This is a genomic window from Paucihalobacter ruber (genome assembly GCF_006494535.1).
In the GTDB taxonomy this organism is placed as follows: Bacteria; Bacteroidota; Bacteroidia; order Flavobacteriales; family Flavobacteriaceae; genus Paucihalobacter; species Paucihalobacter ruber.
On record NZ_VHIQ01000005.1, the window covers coordinates 292,179 to 314,344 of the forward strand.

Below are 22,166 nucleotides of genomic sequence, written 5' to 3' on the forward strand. Positions count from 1 at the left end.
TTTAAAAAGCATTCAATGCCTCTAAATAAATACAGTAAAAACGTAACTCAAGATCCAACACAACCCGCGGCTCAGGCCATGCTTTATGGTATTGGTATGACGGACGAAGATATGCAAAAACCTTTAATAGGCATTGCCTCTATGGGTTACGATGGTAATACCTGTAATATGCACCTTAACAAGTTGGCGGCGCTGATTAAAAAGGAAACCAACAATAAAGACATGGTAGGCCTTATTTTTAATACCATTGGCATTAGCGATGGCATCACCAACGGAACCGACGGTATGCGTTATTCTTTGGTAAGCAGGGAAATTATAGCCGATAGTATCGAGAGTGTGGTAGACGGTCATTATTACGATGCGGTGATTGCTATTCCCGGTTGCGATAAAAATATGCCCGGTTCTATTATTGCTATGGGACGTTTAAATCGTCCGTCTATCATGGTGTATGGCGGTACCATAGCTCCCGGAAAATATAGAGGTCGCGACTTAAACATCGTTTCAGCTTTTGAAGCTTTGGGTGAAAAAATTGCCGGTAAAATTGACGACACCGAATACAGAAACATCATCAAAAATTCTTGTCCGGGTGCGGGTGCTTGTGGTGGCATGTACACTGCCAACACCATGGCCATTGCTATTGAAGCTTTGGGGATGAGTCTACCATATTCTAGTTCTAATCCCGCCATCAGTGAAGAAAAAATCAGGGAATGTGAAGCGGTTTCAGATTATATAAAGATTTTATTAGAAAAGGATATCTGTCCTAAAGACATCATGACCTTCGAAGCTTTTGAAAATGCCATTACTGCACTCACTATGTTTGGCGGTAGTACCAATGCTGTTTTGCATATGATTGCCATGGCCAAAAGTGTAGGTGTTAAAATCACCTTGGAGGATTTTCAGAGAATCAGTAACAAAACCCCGCTGCTGGCCGATTTCAAGCCCGGAGGCAATTATCTTATGCAAAATCTACATGAAAAAGGCGGTGTACCACGTGTGTTAAAATATTTACTACAAAACGGTATGTTGCACGGCGATTGTTTAACCGTTACCGGAAAGACTATGCGCGAGAATTTAGAAGCGGTACCAGACCTCGATTTTGATACTCAAAGTATTATCAAACCTTTACAAACACCGTTAAAATCCACCGGCCATTTGCAAATCTTGTATGGCAATCTGGCTGAAAAGGGATCGGTGGCAAAAATCACAGGAAAGGAAGGTGAAACATTTACGGGGCCTGCCCGTGTTTTTAATGGCGAGAAAGAACTGATTAAAGGTATTGAGGACAAAAAAATTAAAGCCGGCGATGTGGTGGTCATCAGGTATGTTGGTCCGAAGGGCGGACCCGGAATGCCCGAGATGCTTAAGCCCACTTCGGCTATTATTGGCGCCGGACTTGGAAAAAGCGTTGCACTGATTACCGATGGCCGATTTAGCGGCGGTACCCACGGTTTTGTGGTTGGGCATATCACTCCCGAAGCCTATGACGGTGGTACCATTGCCTTGGTTGAAAATGACGATATTATTGAATTGGATGCTGTTAATAACACCATCAATTTAAAAGTATCTAATGAAGAACTCGCCAAAAGAAGAGAACAATTTAAAACCCCGGCGCCTAACGTTACATCGGGGGTGCTTTACAAATACATCAAATTGGTTAAAGATGCATCAGAAGGTTGCGTTACCGATGAAGATTTTTAGAGATTTAATAATATCATGCTATGAATTCAGCTCAAACAATAGTTCCAAAAAAAGTATCTGCCAACATACAAACCAATGGCAGCGTTGCTGTGATTGACGCACTGATGTCAGAAAATGTTACCACGGTTTTTGGCTATCCAGGTGGTGCCATTATGCCAATTTACGATGCGCTTTACGATTACATAGACAAAATCAATCACATATTGGTACGTCACGAACAGGGTGCTATTCACGCCGCTCAGGGATTTGCCAGAAGCAGTGGAGAAGTCGGCGTTGTTTTTGCCACCAGCGGTCCTGGGGCCACCAATCTGGTGACAGGCCTTGCCGATGCCCAGATAGATTCCACACCTGTGGTTTGCATCACCGGACAGGTATTTGCGCATTTACTGGGTACCGATGCCTTTCAGGAAACCGATGTGATTAACATCACCTCTCCTGTTACCAAGTGGAACTATCAGGTCACCGACGCCAATGAAATTTCCGATGTGCTGGCAAAGGCCTTTTACATTGCAAAATCGGGCAGACCGGGCCCGGTTTTAATCGATATTACAAAAAATGCCCAACTTCAAATGTTCGACTATAAAGGCTACAGCCCTTGTATTCACGTAAGAAGTTACAGGCCCAAACCTATTGTTAGAGAAACCTATATTTACGAAGCAGCCCAACTGATTAATAGCGCAAAGAAGCCCTTCGTAATTTTTGGTCAAGGTGTTATTTTGGGCAAAGCCGAGCAGGAGTTTCTGGATTTTCTAGAAAAGTCAGGAATTCCTGCTGCCTGGACCATTATGGGTATGAGTGCCGTTCCTACCGATCATCCTTTGTGCGTTGGCATGCTGGGCATGCACGGAAATTTGGCACCAAATTATATGACCAACCAATGCGACGTATTAATCGCAATAGGTATGCGATTTGACGACCGCGTTACCGGCCGATTGGATAAATACGCCAAACAGGCCAAGGTGATTCACCTAGATATCGATCCGGCCGAAATAGATAAAAACGTCAAAACTACCGTAGCGGTTTGGGGAGATTGCAAGGAAACGCTACCCTTACTCACCAAACACATCGAGAAAAGAACCCATAAGGCTTGGCTAGAAGAGTTCAGAAAACTCAATCAAAAAGAGCAGGACAAGATTATTACCACCGAGTTAAATCCTGCGACTGATGAGTTAACCATGGGCGAAGTCATAAAGCTACTCAACGAACTCACTAATGGCGAAGCCATTACCGTCACCGATGTGGGTCAGCATCAAATGGTAGCCTGCCGTTACAGCCATCAAAAAAACACCAGAAGTAATATCACCAGCGGCGGTTTAGGCACTATGGGCTTTGCTATTCCGGCAGCTATAGGCGCCAAGTTTGGAGCACCACACAGAGAAGTCATTGCCATTATGGGCGACGGCGGCGCGCAAATGAACATCCAGGAATTGGGTACCATTATGCAGTTTAAGCCCAATGTAAAAATTGTGATACTTAACAATCAATTCCTTGGTATGGTGCGCCAGTGGCAGGAACTGTTCCATGAGAAAAGATATTCGTTTACCGATATTACAAGTCCCGATTTTGTAATGCTGGCGCAGGCCTATGGTATTAACGGCAAAAAGGTGACCCAGCGTTCTAATTTGAAAGATACTCTGAACGAAATGCTACAAAGCAACGAGAGTTACCTGGTTGAAGTGATGGTAGGTAAGCAGGACAATGTATTCCCTATGGTACCGCAGGGAAAGGGTGTGGCCGAAATTGTACTAGGCGTTGATGAATTATAACATCCCGATTGTTTTAAAAAATTAAGTTATGAGCAAACAAGAATTTACATTAAGTATTTATACCGAAAATCATGTGGGACTGATCAACAAAATCGCCACCATGTTTACAAGGCGTAAAATATCAATACACAGTTTAAATACCTCGCCCAGCGAAATAGACAACATCTATCGCTTTACCCTGGTGGTCATTGAAAGTGCTGAGGTAGTACAGAATTTAGTCAAGCAAATCGAAAAACTAGTGGATGTATTTAAAGTGTTCTGCAATACCAACGACGAAATTATCTGGCAGCAAATGGCCTTATATAAGGTGCCTACCCAAACCATTATGAAAGATATCAAGGTAGAGCGTGTGTTAAGAGAGTTTGGCGCAAAGGCTGTGGTGATTAGAGAAGACTATACCATTTTTGAAGTGACGGGACAAGACGACGAGATCAATAAATTTCTAAACTTTCTCCACAATTACAATTTAAAGGAATTTGTTAAATCGGCGCGTATTGCAATTATCCGCGCTAACGAAGGGGTTCATAAAAAAGTAATAGAAATGGATGCCAATGACCCTACCAAAGACCCCATCAACAATGAGTTTTTAAGCAAAAAAACCATGGTATTTAACTATTGAGAACTTGCGATTAAGTTCGTTTAAGTTCATTTTAATAAGATGATGACGTATGAATGACAACATAGGATTATACTCACCAAAATTTGAATTCGATTCCTGCGGGGTTGGATTTGTAGCACACATTAACGGCGTTAAAAGTCACAGCATTGTTGAAGACGCTTTAACCATGCTGGAGAACATGGAGCACCGCGGTGCCACAGGTTATGAAGAAAATGTAGGCGATGGTGCCGGTATTCAAATTCAGATTCCGCATGAATTACTCAAAGATGAAGCCTTAAAAATAGGGTTCAACATACCACAACTGGGCGATTACGGGGTAGGCATGATATTTTTCCCGAAAAATGAATTTCTGTACGCTGAATGTAAAAACCTCATCAAGCGCGCCGCCGAAAAACTCAACTTCAATATTCTTGGGTTTAGACCCGTACCGGTAGATAATACCGATGTGGGACAAATGGCCCGCGATGTCGAACCAATTATGGAAATGGTGTTTGTTGAAAGACCTTTCGACCTTAAAGATCAGACCACTTTTGAAAGAAAGTTATTCGTTCTTCGAAATTATATAACCCGGCAAGCCGCCAATATCACCATTAACGATCCCATCGGTTTTTACATTGCGTCCTTGTCGTGCAAAAAACTCATTTATAAAGGACAACTAAGAAGTATTCAGGTGAGAAACTATTTCAAAGACCTCACCAATCCAAATTTAACATCGGCTTTTGGGATGATTCATTCCCGTTTTGCCACCAATACCAGCCCTATGTGGAAGCTAGCGCAACCCTTCCGCTACATTGCGCATAATGGCGAAATTAACACGATTGAGGGCAACCTGAACTGGCTAAAATCTAACGAAAAAAACTTTGTAAGCGATCATTTTACCCAACAGGAGTTCGACATGATTTTGCCGTTGGTCTCCAACATTCAATCAGATTCAGCTTGTTTGGATAACATGATTGAATTGCTGGTGCATGCCGGCCGTTCCTTACCGCATGTGATGATGATGCTCATTCCCGAAGCCTGGGATGGCCATGAAAACATGGAAGACTACAAAAAGTATTTCTACGAGTACCACGCCAATTTAATGGAACCCTGGGATGGTCCGGCATCGGTATCCTTTACCGATGGCGATATCATTGGCGCTACTTTAGACAGAAACGGTCTAAGACCTTCGCGATATACGCTTACCTCCGACGGTAGGGTTATCATGTCTTCTGAGTCGGGCGCCTTGCCATTAGACCCCAAAATCATCACTAAAAAAGGCCGTCTGCAACCCGGAAAGATGTTTTTGGTTGATATGACCAAAGGAAAGATTATTAGCGACGACGAGCTCAAAAGAGACATTTGCACCTCAAAACCATACGAGCAATGGGTAAAGGCTCACAAGATTACGGTAGACGAATTGCCGTCGCCAAGACTTCGGTTTACCAAATTGAAAATAGAAGATATTTTAAAATATCAAAAAGCCTTTGGTTATTCGCGAGAAGACATCAATACCATTATCAAACCCATGGCCGAAACCTCCAAAGAACCTATTGGTTCTATGGGCTACGATTCGCCCATTGCGGTGCTAAGTCATAAACCCCAGCATTTAAGCAACTATTTTAAACAGTTGTTTGCACAGGTTACCAATCCGCCCATCGATCCCATCAGAGAAAAACTTGTGATGTCTTTAACAACCATTTTGGGTAATAGTGGTAATTTACTGATTGAAAGTGAAAGTTCGGCCAATTCCATCACCTTTAAGCATCCTATTTTAGACAGTATGCAATTGGAAAAGCTGCGTAGTATCGACCGCGGATCGGTGCAAAGTAAAACCATTCACGCCTATTTTAAGGCCGATGAAGAATCGGGCAGCTTAAAAAAAGCACTAACCCGACTTTGCCGCTATGCTTCCGATGCTGTTGAAGACGGCTTTGAGGTCATCATTTTATCAGATCGATCCATAGACTCCAAACACGCGCCCATTCCGTCTTTATTGGCTTGTTCGGCTGTCCACCACCATTTAATCAGAAAGGGCATGCGTGGTAAAGTAGGTATTGTTGTTGAGGCGGCTGACGTATGGGAAGTACATCACTTTGCCACCTTACTGGCTTTTGGCGCCACTGCCATCAACCCGTATTTGGCCCTGTCTTCCATTAGAAAATTGGTAGACGAAGGTCAATCTGAAAATACCAATTTCAAAGAGCTAAAGGCCAATTACATTGAAGCTGTTAAAAGCGGTTTGCTAAAAATATTTTCTAAAATGGGTATTTCTACTGTTCAATCCTATCAGGGTGCCCAGATTTTCGAAATTATCGGTATCGATAAATCGGTTGTCGATAATTATTTTAGTGGAGCCGTGTCTAGAATTGGCGGTTTAGATTTAGACGATATTGCCCGTGAAGCCGTTGAAAAGCATAAACGCGGCTTTAAGGAGCTGGTTCCTAATAATGTTTTAGACGACGGTGGCTTGTATCAGTGGAAAAAGAACGGCGAGTACCACAATTACAATCCGCAAACCGTGCATTTATTGCAACTATCAACCCAAAAGGGCGACTTTGAATTGTTTAAAAAGTACAGTGCGGCAGCCAATAATTTAACCGAAAAATCGGCGGCTATCAGAAGTTTACTGGAGTTTAAAAACGACCGCGCACCCATTTCGATTGATGAGGTAGAACCGGTTGAAAACATTCTAAAACGATTTGCCACCGGTGCCATGTCTTTTGGATCCATCTCCTGGGAAGCACACACCACGCTGGCCATGGCTATGAACCGTATTGGCGCAAAAAGCAATACCGGCGAAGGCGGCGAAGACGAAGCACGTTACGAGCCACTACCCAATGGCGACAGTATGCGTTCGTCCATTAAACAAATTGCATCTGGGAGATTTGGTGTCACGGCCCGATACCTCACCGAGGCTGATGAACTTCAAATTAAAATGGCGCAGGGTGCTAAACCGGGCGAAGGCGGACAATTACCGGGCTACAAGGTAGACGACTGGATTGGTAGAACCCGACACTCAACACCAGGAGTTGGTTTAATTTCACCACCACCACACCACGATATTTATTCTATTGAAGATTTGGCCCAGCTCATCTTCGACTTAAAAAATGCCAATCGCCACGCCCGTATCAGCGTTAAGTTGGTATCAAAAGCAGGCGTGGGCACTATTGCCAGCGGCGTTGCCAAGGCCAAAGCCGATCATATCCTGATTTCGGGTTATGATGGCGGTACAGGTGCCTCACCCTTGAGCTCTATTAAACATGCCGGATTACCATGGGAAATGGGTATTGTTGAAACTCACCAAACCCTTATAAAAAATCAGTTAAGGCAGCGCGTGGTGTTGCAAACCGACGGACAAATTAAAACAGGAAGAGATGTGGTCATCGCAGCGCTTTTGGGCGCGGAGGAATACGGCGTGGCTACCTCCGCTTTGATTGTTGAAGGCTGTATTTTAATGCGCAAATGCCATTTAAATACCTGTCCGGTAGGTGTGGCCACCCAGAATCCAGAGTTGCGTAAAAAGTTCACGGGTAAGGTAGAGCATGTGGTTAATTACTTCACATTTCTTGCTATGGAAGTACGCGAGATCATGGCTAGTCTGGGTTTTAGAACCGTTAATGAAATGATTGGTCAGTACCAATGTTTAACCAAAAGAAACGACCTGACCTTCTGGAAACACCAACGTGTAGATTTAAGCGCCTTTCTGCAACGACTGTACTCATCGCATACCATGTACCAGTCTGAGCCACAGGACCACGGTTTAAGCAATTCGCTGTCGTGGCAAATGCTGGAGGCTGCTGAGGCATCTTTAGAAACCAAAGTAAAAACGGTAACCGACTTCCCCATTTATAACACCGATAGGGCAGTGGGTACCATTGTGTCGCATGAAATTACCAAGAAATATAAGTCTGAAGGCCTACCCGAAGACACCATGACCTTTAATTTTAGAGGCACTGCCGGACAGAGTTTTGGAGCCTTTTGTACTAAAGGAATGACGCTGAAATTAGAGGGCGATGCCAACGATTATTTCGGTAAAGGGCTCTCTGGTGCTCATCTCATTGTCTATACCGACAGAGATTCGCAACTGGAAGCGAGCGAAAACAGCATTGTTGGCAATGTGGCCCTTTACGGTGCCACGGCCGGTAAGGTGTTTATCAACGGTATGGCGGGAGAGCGCTTTGCCGTTAGAAACTCCGGCGCTGTAGCCGTGGTAGAAGGCGTAGGCGATCATGGTTGTGAATACATGACCGGTGGTATTGTATTAATTCTTGGCAGTGTGGGCCGAAATTTTGGTGCCGGTATGAGTGGCGGTATTGCTTATGTATGGGATGTGAACGAGAGTTTAAAACTCAATTTTAATCCCGATATGGCCAATCTCGAAGATTTGGAGCCACAGGACTTTGAGGTGGTCAAAACCATGCTTCAGGAGCACCTGCAGGACACTAACAGCAAAGCCTCCCAATATATCCTAAACAACTTCAACGACTGCAAATCGCATTTTGTGAAGGTGTTTCCAAGAGATTATAAAGCGGTACTGGAACAACAAAAACTAATCAATAAAGAATAGACCATGGGAAAGATAGATGGGTTTTTAACCATAGAAAGAGAAACGCCGGGACGTCAGCCGGTTCCTGAAAGAACAAAGCATTATAAAGAGTTTCAGTCTTTACCTTCAACCGACGTTCTAAATAAGCAGTCGGCTAGGTGTATGGACTGCGGTATTCCGTTTTGCATGAGTGGTTGTCCGTTAGGCAACATCATTCCCGAATTTAATGATGCGGTGTATAACAAACAATGGGAAACCGCCTATCATATTTTAAAAAGCACCAATAATTTCCCCGAATTTACCGGAAGAATTTGTCCGGCACCCTGCGAAGGTGCCTGCGTATTGGGTATTAATGAAGATCCGGTAACCATTGAGGAAATTGAGAAGAACATCATAGAAATTGCCTATCAAAACAACTGGGTGAGGCCCAATTATCCGGTAGTGCAACAAGACAAACACATTGCTGTAGTAGGCTCAGGACCTGCGGGTTTGGCGGCCGCCGATCAGCTCAATCAAGTGGGATATAAGGTCACGGTGTTTGAAAGGCAGGCCAAAATAGGTGGTTTGTTAAGGTATGGCATCCCCGATTTTAAGTTGGAAAAAAATGTCGTAGACCGTCGACTGGAACTCATGAAAAATGAAGGTGTGGTATTTAAAACCAATATTGAGGTGGGCGTTGATTATTCGGCTGAAGATTTAAAGCGAAACTTCGATGCTATCGTTCTTGCCACCGGAAGCACGGTTCCAAGAGACCTTCCAATTAAAAACAGAGAAGCCCAAGGCGTGCATTTTGCTATGGATTATTTAAAACAATCTAACGAATTTGTGGATGGTATCAGGTCTCTTGAGATTGACGCCAAAGATAAAAACGTCATCGTGATTGGTGGTGGCGATACCGGCTCAGATTGTATAGGTACAGCCAACCGTCAAGGCGCCAAAAGCATCACCCAGCTGGAGATCATGCCCAAACCGCCTAAACACCGAGATGCTACCATGCCTTGGCCACAATACCCCATGACCTTGAAGGTCACCTCATCGCATGAAGAAGGCTGCGAACGGAAATGGTCGGTGAACGCCAAGGAATTTGTAATGAATGAGCACCGGCAACTAACCGGCATCAAATTGGTTAACATCGAATGGAAAAAAGATCCATTAACCAATAAATACTTGTCGTTTGAAGAAGTAGCAGGTTCCGAAAGGGTACTGCCATGCGATTTTGTATTCCTAGCTATGGGATTTTTGCATGTAGAACAGGGTAAATTGGTAGATAGTCTTGGTATTAACTTGGACCCTAGGGGTAATTTAATTGGCAATGATAAAGAGTACAAGACCAATCAACCTAAAATATTTTCTTGTGGCGATGCCCGACGCGGACAATCACTGGTGGTGTGGGCCATTCAGGAAGGCCGTGCGTGTGCCGAAAAAGTACACGAATATTTAACAACAGAATAAGTTTAAAAAATTTAATATAACAACTTTAATAACTAAGTACATCAAATTATGGCAACAATTAATTTTGGAGGAGTAGAAGAACAAGTAATCACGCGTGAAGAGTTTCCGCTGTCAAAGGCCTTAGAAACCCTTAAGAACGATACAATCGCCATTATTGGCTACGGCGTGCAGGGTCCGGGACAATCCTTAAATCTGAAGGATAACGGCTTTAACGTCATCGTCGGGCAGCGCAAAGGCGGCAAAAGCTGGGACAAGGCGGTTGCCGATGGTTGGGTGCCGGGAGAAACGCTTTTTGAGATAGAAGAAGCTTGCGAAAAAGCCACCATTATCCAGTATTTATTGTCCGATGCCGGACAAATCGCATCCTGGCCAACCGTAAAAAAGCATTTAACACCCGGAAAAACATTGTATTTCTCACACGGTTTTGGTGTGACCTATCACGAGCAAACCGGTATTGTACCGCCAAAAGACATTGATGTTATTTTGGTAGCCCCAAAAGGTTCAGGAACCTCATTACGCAGATTATTTTTAGCAGGTGAAGGTTTAAATTCCAGTTATGCCATCTATCAGGATGCTACCGGTAAGGCTAAAGAAAAAGTAGTATCGCTTGGTATTGGAGTAGGTTCTGGTTATCTATTTGAAACCAATTTTGAAAAAGAGGTTTTTTCAGATTTAACAGGCGAGCGCGGTATTTTAATGGGCGCTCTTGCAGGTTTATTTGAAGCGCAGTACAATGTGCTTCGTAAAAATGGGCATTCACCTTCAGAAGCCTTTAACGAAACTGTTGAAGAGCTTACCCAAAGTTTAATGCCTCTGGTAGCCGAAAACGGCATGGATTGGATGTATGCCAATACCTCTGTTACTGCGCAAAGAGGCGCTTTAGACTGGAAAGGAAAATTTAGAGATGCCACCACACCGGTATTTGAAAAACTGTATGATGAGGTATCTTCAGGTAGAGAAGCCGCCAGAGTAATCAAAGAAGGCAGCAAACCTGATTACAGGGAAAAACTGGAAGAGGAACTTAAAGAAATAAGAGAATCTGAACTTTGGCTCACCGGTGCTGAAGTACGAAAGTTAAGACCAAAAGCCTAATGAATTTATATCAGGAAGTTTTAGATGCACAACAAGTACTTAAAGGGGTTGTCAACGCAACCCCTTTGCAATATAACTATAACTTATCTCAAGAATACAACGCTCATGTTTACCTAAAACGCGAAGATTTACAAGTAGTTCGTTCGTATAAAATAAGGGGTGCATACAATAAAATTTCACATTTAGACGCACAGCAAAAACAATTGGGTATTGTTTGTGCCAGTGCGGGCAATCACGCCCAGGGTTTTGCCTTGTCTTGCCGATTACTTAAAATTTACGGCAAGGTGTACATGCCAAAAACTACCCCCAATCAAAAAATAAAACAAGTCAAACTCTTTGGTAAAGACTTTATAGAAATCCTTTTAATTGGTGATACCTTCGACGATGCCTATGCGGCCGCCATGAGTGACGCTCAGGAAAATCAAAAGGCCTTTATTCATCCCTTTAACGACGAATTGATTATAGCCGGTCAGGGTACTGTTGGACTTGAAATTTTAAACGATATTAAAGAACCAATCGATTATGTGATAGTGCCGGTTGGTGGAGGAGGCTTAACTGCCGGATTGGTGACGGTGTTTGAAAAATTGAGTCCTAAAACCAAAATTATTGGCGTAGAACCCGATGGAGCACCATCGATGGTTGAGGCTTTAAAACACAACGAACCGGTTGTTTTAAGCAGTATTGACCGTTTTGTGGACGGTGCAGCCGTCAAACGAGTAGGCGATAAAACATTCGATGTGATCAAGGGTCACTTACACAAAATGCAATTGGTACCAGAGGGAAAAATTTGCACTACCATTCTTAAGCTTTATAACGAAGAAGCCATTGTCGTAGAGCCCGCAGGCGCCATGAGTATTGCGGCCTTGGATTTTTTAAAGAACGAGATTTCCGGCAAAAGCGTGGTGTGTTTGGTCACCGGTGGTAATAATGATATTGAACGCACCGAAGAAATCAAAGAGCGCTCCCTCATCTACGAAGGTTTAAAACATTACTTTATGGTGAATTTCCCGCAGCGCCCCGGCGCCCTTAAAGAATTTGTAAGCGACATTTTATCGGAAAATGACGATATTACCTACTTTCAGTTTGCAAAAAAAAACAACCGCGAAAATGCCCCGGCCATTGTTGGCTTGGAACTTAAAAATCCAACAGATCTGGAAAGTATCAAAACCAAAATGCATAACAAAGGCTATGGATTTGATTATTTAAACGAAAACGAAGTACTGTTTGCGCATTTTATTGGGTAAGTTTATTTACAACTTTCACTCAAAACCATCTTTCTAAGGATGGTTTCTTGTTTTAAAAACCCACTAATAAATCTTTTTTGAAAGATTTGTCCTTTTCCTGCCCTATAATAATTAAAAAATGAACGTCCAAAACAAGGGAAAAGTCAATTTTGCTAATTCAAATCTTGTGAATTTAATAATAAATGGTTTTGGTATTGTATAGCCCATAAATTTAAGGGGCTTAAATTACAATTGTGATAAAAATACGCCTAACACACTAAAAAAATAGGGGTATTAGTAGAAAAAACTAAATCAAAAATTAATTTTACCCCCGATAAATAACTAATGAGTTGTTTGCCTTATTAACCAATTATTAACTTAAATTCTGAATTATGAAAAAAGTTACACTACTTATTGCAATTGTTTTTTGTTCGTGGTTTTCTGTTGCTCAAGAAGAGGAAGAAAAAACGTCATTATCTGTTACACTGGTGTCAGATACTTTTTTTGGTTTTGCTCCGCTTGTAACCGGTAGCTACACCTTAAACGAAAAAACCAGTTTTACCTTTTACGGTATTTACTGGTCTGGTGGGACCGGAATTGGCTGGGGCAACTGGGCCGAATTTGGTGCAGGTGTTAATTTTTCGGTAAGTGAAAGCATCGATATCAATCCGCAATTAGGTTTTACTCATGGTAATTTATTGTCGAGCTTCACCGCTGGTCCGAGTGTATTTGGAGATGGGATTGTGCCAAACTTGACGGTAAATTTAAATAACGAAAGTCTTGAAGGACAATTATACTTTGGTTATTATTTGCCTTTCAGATCGGAAGGGCCAACAACAGCCAATTATATTCATTATTGGGCTAATATTGGCTATAAGTTTAGTGGTTTTATTTCGGCCGGTTTACATTTTGAACATCTTTATGGCGGACCCGATGGAGGCGAAGACGACGTGTATCAGTGGTTTGGTCCATATGTTCAATTTTCGGATCTTGGCGGCAAAGGGTATTTAAGACTTTCGGGAGGTCTTGGTTTTATTGATGATGTCCCTGCTTATAATAATTCGTTTTATAAACTAGCTTTCGGTATTAACTTGTAATTTCTGTTATAAAAATTCCCAAAAATTTAACAAATAGTTTTAAATTGATGTTTTGCAAAGGGTTGCCTCCGTTTCCGGAAGCAGCCTTTTGCTTTTTTTTTGCTTCCTCTAAAGGGGATTATTTACGCAGCCATAAACTCACTACAAGCGCTTAATTTGATATCTTTGTGGCTTTTTAAACCCTATCATACATTTTAAGCTGAATGAAATTTAATCTCACAGCAAAAGACAGCAACTCTAAAGCAAGGGCAGGATCTATCACTACAGATCACGGCGTGATTGAAACCCCCATATTTATGCCGGTTGGCACCGTAGCCTCGGTAAAGGGCGTGCATCAAAGAGAACTTAAAGAAGATATCAATCCAGATATCATTCTCGGTAATACTTATCATTTGTATCTAAGACCCCAAACTGATATTTTGGAACAGGCCGGCGGACTTCATAAATTTATGAATTGGGATAGAAATATCTTAACCGATTCGGGCGGTTACCAAGTATATTCGTTGTCAGCTAACCGAAAAATTAAAGAAGAAGGTGTTAAATTTAAAAGTCATATAGACGGTAGCTATCACGTATTTACACCCGAAAATGTCATGGAAATACAGCGTGCTATTGGAGCAGATATTATCATGGCTTTTGACGAATGTACACCTTACCCGTGCGATTATCAATACGCCAAACGATCCATGCACATGACGCACAGATGGCTGGAACGATGTATAACACATTTGGCCAAAACACCTTTTAAATACGATTACCAACAAACATTTTTTCCAATAGTTCAGGGAAGTACCTATAAAGATCTAAGGCAACAGTCGGCCGAGTATATTGCAGGTGTCAATGCTGAAGGAAACGCCATAGGAGGATTATCGGTAGGCGAACCGGCCGAAGAGATGTACGCCATGACCGATGTTGTTTGCAGTATTTTACCCGAAGACAAACCAAGATATTTAATGGGTGTTGGAACCCCAATTAATATTCTTGAAAATATCGCCCTTGGTGTTGATATGTTTGATTGTGTGATGCCAACCCGAAACGCCAGAAACGGTATGCTGTTTACTGCTCACGGTACTATTAATATTAATAACAAAAAATGGGCAGATGATTTTTCACCCATAGACGAAATGGGAATAACTTTCGTTGATATAGAATACAGTAAAGCCTATTTAAGACACTTGTTTACCGTAAACGAATTGTTAGGAAAGCAAATTGCTACCATTCATAACCTCGGATTTTATTTGTGGTTGGTAAGAGAAGCCAGAAAACATATCTTAGCAGGCGATTTTAGAGTATGGAAAGATAAAATGGTTAAACAAATGGATAAAAGACTTTAATTTGAAAAATTAAACAATTACCAAATTTCAAACAACAAACAACTTAATAATCTAATAACTCAGAAACTCAACAACTCAACCACCCTTGAAGATACTTGACTGGTACATATTAAAACGCTATTTGTTCACCTTCGTCATGATGCTGTTATTGTTTATTCCAATTGGTATCACGGTAGATTTGGCCGAAAAAATTGGTAAAATTTTAGAAAATGAGGCACCTGCAGGCGCCGTATTAAAATATTATTTAGATTTTACAATTTACTTTGCCAACTTGTTGTTTCCGCTGTTTTTATTTTTATCTGTTATCTGGTTTACATCGAAACTTGCCAACAATACCGAAATTACCGCATTTTTAAGTAGCGGTGTTTCTTTTTCAAGATTTTTAAGGCCTTATTTTATAGGCGCCACTATTGTTGCGTTATTTGCGTTGCTACTCGGGTTGGTGCTGGCTCCAAAAGCCAGTAAAGGCTTTAACGAGTTTAAATATGAATACTTAACAAAAAATAGAAAAGTTCAGGAGACCGAGAACATTTTTAGGCAAATCAACGATAATGATATTATTTATGTAAGCAGGTTCGACACTCAAAGTAAAGTTGGTTATAACTTTACCTTAGAACATTTTAACGGTAATGTACTAGAGTATAAAATATTTGCAGATAATATAAGATATATCGAAGAAGACAGCACTTATAGATTGATAAGTTACATTAAAAGAAAAGTTGGTGAGAGCAACGATATTATTGAAATTACCAGACGAAAAGACACTATTTTTGATTTTGATTTAGACGATTTATCCCCGGTAACCTACATGGCAGAAACCTTGGACTATGTAGAATTAAATAAATTTATAGAAAAGGAAAAATTGAGAGGTTCTTCAAATATAGGACGTTACGAAGTTGTGAAATATAAAAAATGGAGTTTGCCGGTTTCGGTATTCATCTTAACAATTATTGCTGTTTCAGTGTCGTCAATTAAAAGGCGCGGTGGTATGGGTGTAAACCTGGCTTTTGGCATTACCATAGCCATGGTATTTGTTTTTTTTGATAAGATTTTCGGGGTGATGGCAGAGCAATCTAACTTTCCGCCGCTTATTGCTGTTTGGTTTCCTAATTTGTTATTCGGGCTTTTAGCAGCCTACCTGCTTCGCAATGCAAAACGATAGTTTTAAACATTACCTTCATCTTCATTTTTTAGTCTTTATTGCAGGTTTTACTGCTATTTTGGGTGATTTAATTTCCATTGGTTCAATTCCTTTGGTATGGTTTAGAATGCTCATTGCGGTTATTTTAATGTTTTTATTTGTGGTTTTTACAAAAACCAACATCAAGCTTTCTAAAAAAGTGATTTTAAAATTTGCCCTGGCAGGCGTTGTTATTGCCCTACATTGGATTACTTTTTTTGAAGCCATTAATCAATCTAATATTTCTATTACACTGGCAACCTTCTCATCGGGAGCTTTTTTTGCCTCTTTTATCGAGCCGCTGTTGTTCAAGAGGAAAATAAAAGTTTATGAAATTGTATTTGGTGTTTTGGTTATATTGGGGCTTATATTAATCACCAGAAGCGAGTTTAAGTATATCAATGGCATTTTGCTGGGCATCACTTCGGCTTTCTTATCATCGCTTTTCGCAGTCATTAACGGAAAATTTATCAAGCATTACAACGCTACCGCTATTTCCATTTACGAATTTATAAGCGGGATACTGTTTATCACTTTATTCATACTTATTTTTAAAGGCGGATTTTCTTCTGAGTTTTTCTCACTTCAGGCATCTGATTGGATGTATTTGTTTATACTGGGCTCTGTTTGTACAGCTTATGCCTTTATTGCTTCGGTTCATATCATGCGTTATATTAGTCCGTACACCGTAGTTTTGAGCTACAATATGGAACCTGTTTATGGCATTATACTGGCAGTACTGCTGTTTCCCGAAAAAGAGATTATGAGCGTTCAATTTTACTTCGGAGTGCTATTGATTTTGGGTATTCTATTTACAGACGCAATTTTTAAAAATAGAGAAAAAAGAAAAAAAGCTGTGTAAACTTCACCGCAAAAAATTGTAGTTTTGTCAACTAACTAAAACTAAATTTCGCAACCTATGGAATATTTAGATTTCGAACTTCCTATAAAAGATTTACAAGAACAACTAGAAAAATGTGAAATAATAGGCAAAGAAAGTGATGTTGACGTCACCCAAACTTGTAAGCAAATCGAGAAAAAACTCATTGATACCAAAAAAGAAATCTATAAAAACCTTACCCCTTGGCAACGTGTACAGTTATCACGCCACCCAAACAGGCCTTATACAATGGATTATATTAAGGCATTGTTAGGGAATACATTTTTAGAATTGCATGGCGATAGAGGCGTTAAAGATGATAAAGCCATGGTTGGCGGATTGGGTAAAATAGGCGGCCAGTCTTTTATGGTGATTGGTCAACAAAAAGGTTATAACACCAAAACAAGACAGTACAGAAACTTTGGTATGTCTAATCCCGAAGGTTATAGAAAGGCTTTACGACTTATGAAATCTGCCGAGAAATTTGGTATTCCGGTTTTAACTTTAATCGATACTCCGGGAGCTTATCCGGGTTTAGAGGCTGAAGAACGAGGTCAAGGCGAAGCAATTGCCCGTAACATTTTAGAAATGACAAGACTAAAAGTGCCTATTATTGCGGTTATCATAGGTGAAGGTGCCTCAGGTGGTGCCTTGGGAATTGGTGTAGGTGACCGCGTTTTAATGCTCGAAAACACCTGGTATTCGGTTATTTCTCCAGAGTCTTGCTCTTCTATTTTATGGAGAAGCTGGGAATACAAAGAACAAGCAGCCGAAGCACTTAAACTTACGGCACCCGACATGAAAAAATTAAAACTGGTTGACGAAATTGTTAAAGAACCACTTGGTGGTGCGCACTCCGACAGAGCTACCACTTTTATCACGGTTGAAAAGGCAATTTTAAATGCCTTTGAGGATTTAAATAAATTATCACCAAAAGAATTAGTGCAACAACGTATGAATAAATACGAGAATATGGGCGTCTTTAAAGGTTAACCATTCTATAATTAAATACATATAAAAAACCGGAATTTTTAATGCCGGTTTTTTTTGTGTTATCAACAAGTTTTTAAAGTTGTCAACATTATTTTTGTTGATGAACTGTTAAGATTCTAAATATTATTTCTTACCTTTTATCGATTGCTTTTAATTACTTTCGCCCTTATGAAACAACCCAGTCCAACATCAGCATACAAAGTAGACAAGAGTACCATTATAAGTCTTGAGAAAGGTAAAATACCACCGCAAGCAACTGATTTAGAAGAAGTTGTTTTAGGCGCGATGATGATTGATAAAAAAGGTGTTGATGAAGTTATCGATATTTTAAGCCCGGAAGCCTTCTACAAAGAAGCCCATCAGCACATTTTTGAGGCTATTTTAAAATTGTTCAGAGGAAGTGAACCGGTTGATTTATTAACCGTTTCTTCTCAATTAAAAAAAGATGAAAAGTTAGATGTAGTTGGAGGTGATTTTTACCTTATTTCGTTAACGCAAAGAGTATCATCATCTGCGCATATTGAGTTTCATGCCCGAATCATTCTTCAAAAATATATTCAACGCAGTTTGATTAAAATTTCAAACGAAATCATAGAACAAGCCTACGATGAAACCATTGATGTATTTGATCTTTTAGACGATTCTGAAGCAAAGCTCTATGAAGTAACTCAGGGCAACGTCAAAAAATCAACCGAAACTGCACAAAGTTTAGTGATTCAGGCCAAGAAAAAAATTCAGGATATTGCCAATAAAGAAGGTTTAAGCGGGATTCCATCAGGTTTTGATAAGCTAGACAAACTAACTTCGGGCTGGCAACCCAGCGACTTAATCATTGTGGCAGCAAGGCCTGGTATGGGTAAAACAGCGCTCACATTATCAATGGCCAGAAATATTGCCGTTAATGCCAATATTCCTGTGGCGTTTTTCTCATTAGAAATGTCTTCTGTACAGCTTATTACAAGACTTATTTCGAGTGAAACGGGATTGAGCTCAGAAAAATTAAGAACAGGAAATCTTCAGAAACACGAGTGGGAACAACTTAACGTCAAGGTAAAAGCACTTGAAGAAGCACCGCTTTATATAGACGATACACCTTCGCTCTCTATTTTCGACTTAAGAGCCAAGGCCAGAAGATTAGCATCGCAATACGGTATCAGGTTAATAGTAGTTGATTACTTGCAGCTAATGACAGCCGGTGGTGGTCAGAAGGGTGGTAACAGAGAGCAGGAAATTTCAACCATTTCACGAAATTTAAAAGCATTGGCCAAAGAACTTGATGTGCCTGTTATAGCTCTGTCTCAATTGTCTCGTGCCGTTGAAACCCGTGGTGGAAGCAAAAGACCTTTGCTTTCAGATTTAAGAGAATCTGGTGCCATCGAGCAAGATGCCGACATCGTATCGTTTATTTACAGACCGGAGTATTATAAAATTGATGAATGGGATGACGACGACCGTTCACCAACCGAAGGTCAGGCCGAATTCATTGTAGCCAAACATAGAAATGGCGGATTAGAAAATATAAGACTCAAATTTATTGGTCATCTCGGTAAATTCGATAACCTAGACGATTTTGAAACACCCTTTGGGGAATTTCACTCAAAAATGAACGCGGCTGCCAACGACGATACATTTAAACCAAGTAATTTTCCATCACCCGACGAAGCATTTGGTTCTGATGGTGATGATGTACCATTCTAAACTTTGCAATTAGCGGTAAAATCTTAACTAATAAGTAGTTTAAAAGTTTAATCTTTGGTTTATTTTTGTAAAAAATAGTCCAATGCTCCAAGATAGAAAAACAACCAATATTTTATTGCTAATCATTGCCATACCGGTAATGTTTTTGATATTAAAACAATTGGCCTTTATTTTTGTGCCTTTGGTGTCTTCTATGTTTATAGCCGGATTATTTTTACCCATTATGCGATGGCTAAATAAGAGAAATATACCTAAGTATGTGAGTGTAATTATTGTACTTCTTATTGTCTTTGTTGCGGTTAAAATTGGCATTGAATTAATTCAACTCACCAGCCGAGAAATTGTAGCAACTAAAGACGGGTTTTTGCAAAAACTAAGTGTTAAATTAGACGATTTTTCAAATTATATGCAAGCTGTTTTTGGCTTAAAGCTCGAAATTAGTAAGAATCAATTCAGTGAATATATTGGTCAAAATAATTTAGTTACCACTTTGGGCGTGATTAATATGGTCCTTACAAGAGCTTTAATGACGACCTTTTTTGTAGTGTTATGGTTAGTTGAGTCCATAAATATTCAAAAGTTGTTGAATAAGACTATTTTAAAACAAGAAAGAACATCAATTAAAACCTTCATAAAAATAGAAAGAGACTTAATCACATTTATAAAGGTAAAGTTTGTAATTAGTTTGTTTACAGGTATTGGAATTGGTTTAGCTTGCTATTTCTTCGGAATTAGCTTTCCGCTATTTTGGGGACTGTTCGCATTTCTCATTAATTTTGTGCAAATGATAGGATCGTTTATTTCGGTTATTTTATTGGCAATATTTGCTTTTGTTGAAGTTGAGATATATTCAACTTTATTGTTTTTTATACTTACAATTACAGCTGTTCAAGTAGTATTTGGAGCTATTTTAGAACCAATATTTATGGGTAAATCTTTTTCAATTAATGTAATAGCCATATTAATTTCTTTAATGTTTTGGGGTTATATTTGGGGCATTACCGGCCTAATAATGGCCATTCCAATTACGGTTTTTATCAAGATCATATCAGAGCAGTTTGAATCGACAAAAATCTTGGCTTCGCTTTTAGCGGGAAATAAACGCGGTACTATTTAGTTTAGTTCATTCAAAAATGTCTTAAGAGAATAATAAATGAAACTTTTGTACAGTTATATTTTTATACCTTAGTACCAAATGAAACGATTGATCTTATGATTTTGAATGATATAAAAAACACAACCTTCCGGCGTTTATCTTGGTTATTATTTTTTTTAATGATATTTGGAAAAATTCAGGCATCCTATATCTTAATTCCAATGGATGCTGAAGGCCAGTCTAATCATTTAAAAGCTTATGGAATAACCTATTGGTCATTAGAGCGTGAACTAAAGGTACAGTGGTTGCTCAATTATCGTGGTGGCTCGTTTTTGTTGCCCAATTTAGAAATTATAGAGCGCGAATGTAAAATAAGAGGTGTTTCGTATGAACTCATATCTGAGTCTAAAGCTGCCGAAATATTAGAATATATTGAGAGTCCGTCTCAAAATATGGACGCTGTTGTATTAGAAAAGGCACCTAAAATAGCTGTGTATTCACCAAAAGGAAATGTGCCATGGGACGACGCTGTGACCTTGGTTTTAACCTATGCCGAAATTCCTTATGAAACGCTATATGATGAAGAGGTACTCAACGACGAATTGCTATTATACGATTGGTTGCACCTGCATCACGAAGATTTTACAGGACAATATGGTAAATTTTACCGTGCGTATCGCTCTGCAGCCTGGTATATGGAAGAGAAGCGACAAGCCGAAGCTCTTGCCAACAAATTGGGTTACGATAAAGTATCTCAGGCCAAATTAGCTGTTGCACTCAAAATACGGGATTACGTCGTTGGTGGAGGCTTTATGTTTGCCATGTGTTCGGCAACCGATAGTTTTGATATTGCCTTAGCCGCCGAAGGTCTTGATATTTGTGAGCCAATGTTTGACGGCGATGGCACCACACCGGGTTATCAAAATAAAATAAACTATGCCAACACTTTTGCCTTTACAAATTTTACCTTAGAGCGCAATCCGAATGTTTATGAGTTTTCATCAATTGACATGACCACTAAAAGGCAGCAGCCCAAACAAACAGACTATTTTACGCTTATGGAATATTCTGCCAAATGGGACCCGGTGCCTACCATGCTTACCCAGAACCATACTGTGCTCGTTAAAGGTTTTATGGGACAAACCACAGCGTTTATGCGAGATGAAATCAAATCAAATGTGCTTGTGTTGGGCGAAAACAAATCTAACGGAGAAGCTCGCTATATACACGGTATAAAAGGTAAAGGTTTTTTTACTTTTTACGGCGGACATGACCCCGAAGACTACACCCATAGAGTAGGTGACCCCAAAACCGAGTTGGAGCTGTATCCAACCTCACCGGGTTATAGATTAATTTTGAATAATGTTCTTTTTCCGGCTGCTAAGAAGAAAAAGCAGAAAACTTAATAGATGATATAAGTTAGAGTAGTGTTATCTGTAAATTATGTTATATAGTAACAAGAATAGCTCATCAATCAGAAGCATAAAAAAAATCCGACTCTATTAAGAAT

At 40.1% G+C, this 22,166-nt stretch carries 15 protein-coding genes; all 15 read left to right on the forward strand.

Annotation, left to right across the window (positions count from 1 at the left end):
• Positions 1-15: 15 nt before the first annotated feature.
• The 15 genes from ilvD to FJ651_RS11815 all read left to right on the forward strand — a co-directional run bounded on the left by ilvD (position 16) and on the right by FJ651_RS11815 (position 22,062).
• On the forward strand, positions 16-1,698 hold the full coding sequence (gene ilvD / locus FJ651_RS11745; protein WP_140990715.1) for a dihydroxy-acid dehydratase: 1,683 nt from the start codon (positions 16-18) through the stop codon (positions 1,696-1,698).
• Between the two features lie 20 nt (positions 1,699-1,718).
• Positions 1,719-3,464: a biosynthetic-type acetolactate synthase large subunit gene (gene ilvB / locus FJ651_RS11750; protein WP_140990716.1), complete on the forward strand. Its 1,746-nt coding sequence runs from the start codon at positions 1,719-1,721 to the stop codon at positions 3,462-3,464.
• A gap of 28 nt (positions 3,465-3,492) precedes the next feature.
• Positions 3,493-4,083: an acetolactate synthase small subunit gene (ilvN, locus tag FJ651_RS11755; protein ID WP_140990717.1), complete on the forward strand. Its 591-nt coding sequence runs from the start codon at positions 3,493-3,495 to the stop codon at positions 4,081-4,083.
• Positions 4,084-4,132: 49 nt separating this feature from the next.
• Positions 4,133-8,632: a glutamate synthase large subunit gene (gene gltB, locus FJ651_RS11760; RefSeq protein WP_140990718.1), complete on the forward strand. Its 4,500-nt coding sequence runs from the start codon at positions 4,133-4,135 to the stop codon at positions 8,630-8,632.
• Positions 8,633-8,635: 3 nt separating this feature from the next.
• Entirely contained in the window at positions 8,636-10,063 is a 1,428-nt protein-coding gene (locus tag FJ651_RS11765; RefSeq protein WP_140990719.1) for a glutamate synthase subunit beta, read from the forward strand.
• Between the two features lie 48 nt (positions 10,064-10,111).
• The gene (gene ilvC, locus FJ651_RS11770) at positions 10,112-11,155 is read left to right on the forward strand and encodes a ketol-acid reductoisomerase (protein ID WP_140990720.1); all 1,044 of its coding nucleotides are present in this window, start codon (positions 10,112-10,114) and stop codon (positions 11,153-11,155) included.
• Complete coding sequence (gene ilvA, locus FJ651_RS11775) at positions 11,155-12,399, forward strand: threonine ammonia-lyase IlvA (protein ID WP_140990721.1); 1,245 nt, start codon at positions 11,155-11,157, stop codon at positions 12,397-12,399. The genes ilvC and ilvA overlap by 1 nt, the downstream gene beginning before the upstream one ends.
• A 371-nt stretch (positions 12,400-12,770) precedes the next feature.
• Positions 12,771-13,475: a DUF6733 family protein gene (locus FJ651_RS11780; RefSeq protein ID WP_140990722.1), complete on the forward strand. Its 705-nt coding sequence runs from the start codon at positions 12,771-12,773 to the stop codon at positions 13,473-13,475.
• 203 nt (positions 13,476-13,678) lie between these two features.
• On the forward strand, positions 13,679-14,809 hold the full coding sequence (gene tgt, locus FJ651_RS11785) for a tRNA guanosine(34) transglycosylase Tgt (protein ID WP_140990723.1): 1,131 nt from the start codon (positions 13,679-13,681) through the stop codon (positions 14,807-14,809).
• 85 nt (positions 14,810-14,894) lie between these two features.
• Positions 14,895-15,971, forward strand: a complete 1,077-nt coding sequence (locus FJ651_RS11790; RefSeq protein WP_140990724.1) for an LptF/LptG family permease — start codon at positions 14,895-14,897, stop codon at positions 15,969-15,971.
• A complete protein-coding gene (locus FJ651_RS11795) occupies positions 15,958-16,851 on the forward strand; it encodes a DMT family transporter (RefSeq protein ID WP_140990725.1) in 894 nt (297 codons plus the stop codon). The genes FJ651_RS11790 and FJ651_RS11795 overlap by 14 nt, the downstream gene beginning before the upstream one ends.
• A 57-nt stretch (positions 16,852-16,908) precedes the next feature.
• Positions 16,909-17,862 (forward strand): acetyl-CoA carboxylase carboxyltransferase subunit alpha, encoded by a 954-nt coding sequence (locus FJ651_RS11800; RefSeq protein WP_140990726.1) that lies wholly within the window; start codon positions 16,909-16,911, stop codon positions 17,860-17,862.
• Positions 17,863-18,030: 168 nt separating this feature from the next.
• Positions 18,031-19,560, forward strand: a complete 1,530-nt coding sequence (dnaB, locus tag FJ651_RS11805) for a replicative DNA helicase (protein WP_140990727.1) — start codon at positions 18,031-18,033, stop codon at positions 19,558-19,560.
• A gap of 82 nt (positions 19,561-19,642) precedes the next feature.
• On the forward strand, positions 19,643-20,677 hold the full coding sequence (locus FJ651_RS11810; protein ID WP_140990728.1) for an AI-2E family transporter: 1,035 nt from the start codon (positions 19,643-19,645) through the stop codon (positions 20,675-20,677).
• A gap of 200 nt (positions 20,678-20,877) precedes the next feature.
• Positions 20,878-22,062, forward strand: coding sequence for an asparagine synthetase B (locus tag FJ651_RS11815; RefSeq protein WP_140990749.1), 1,185 nt, complete (start codon positions 20,878-20,880; stop codon positions 22,060-22,062).
• Positions 22,063-22,166 lie beyond the last annotated feature (104 nt).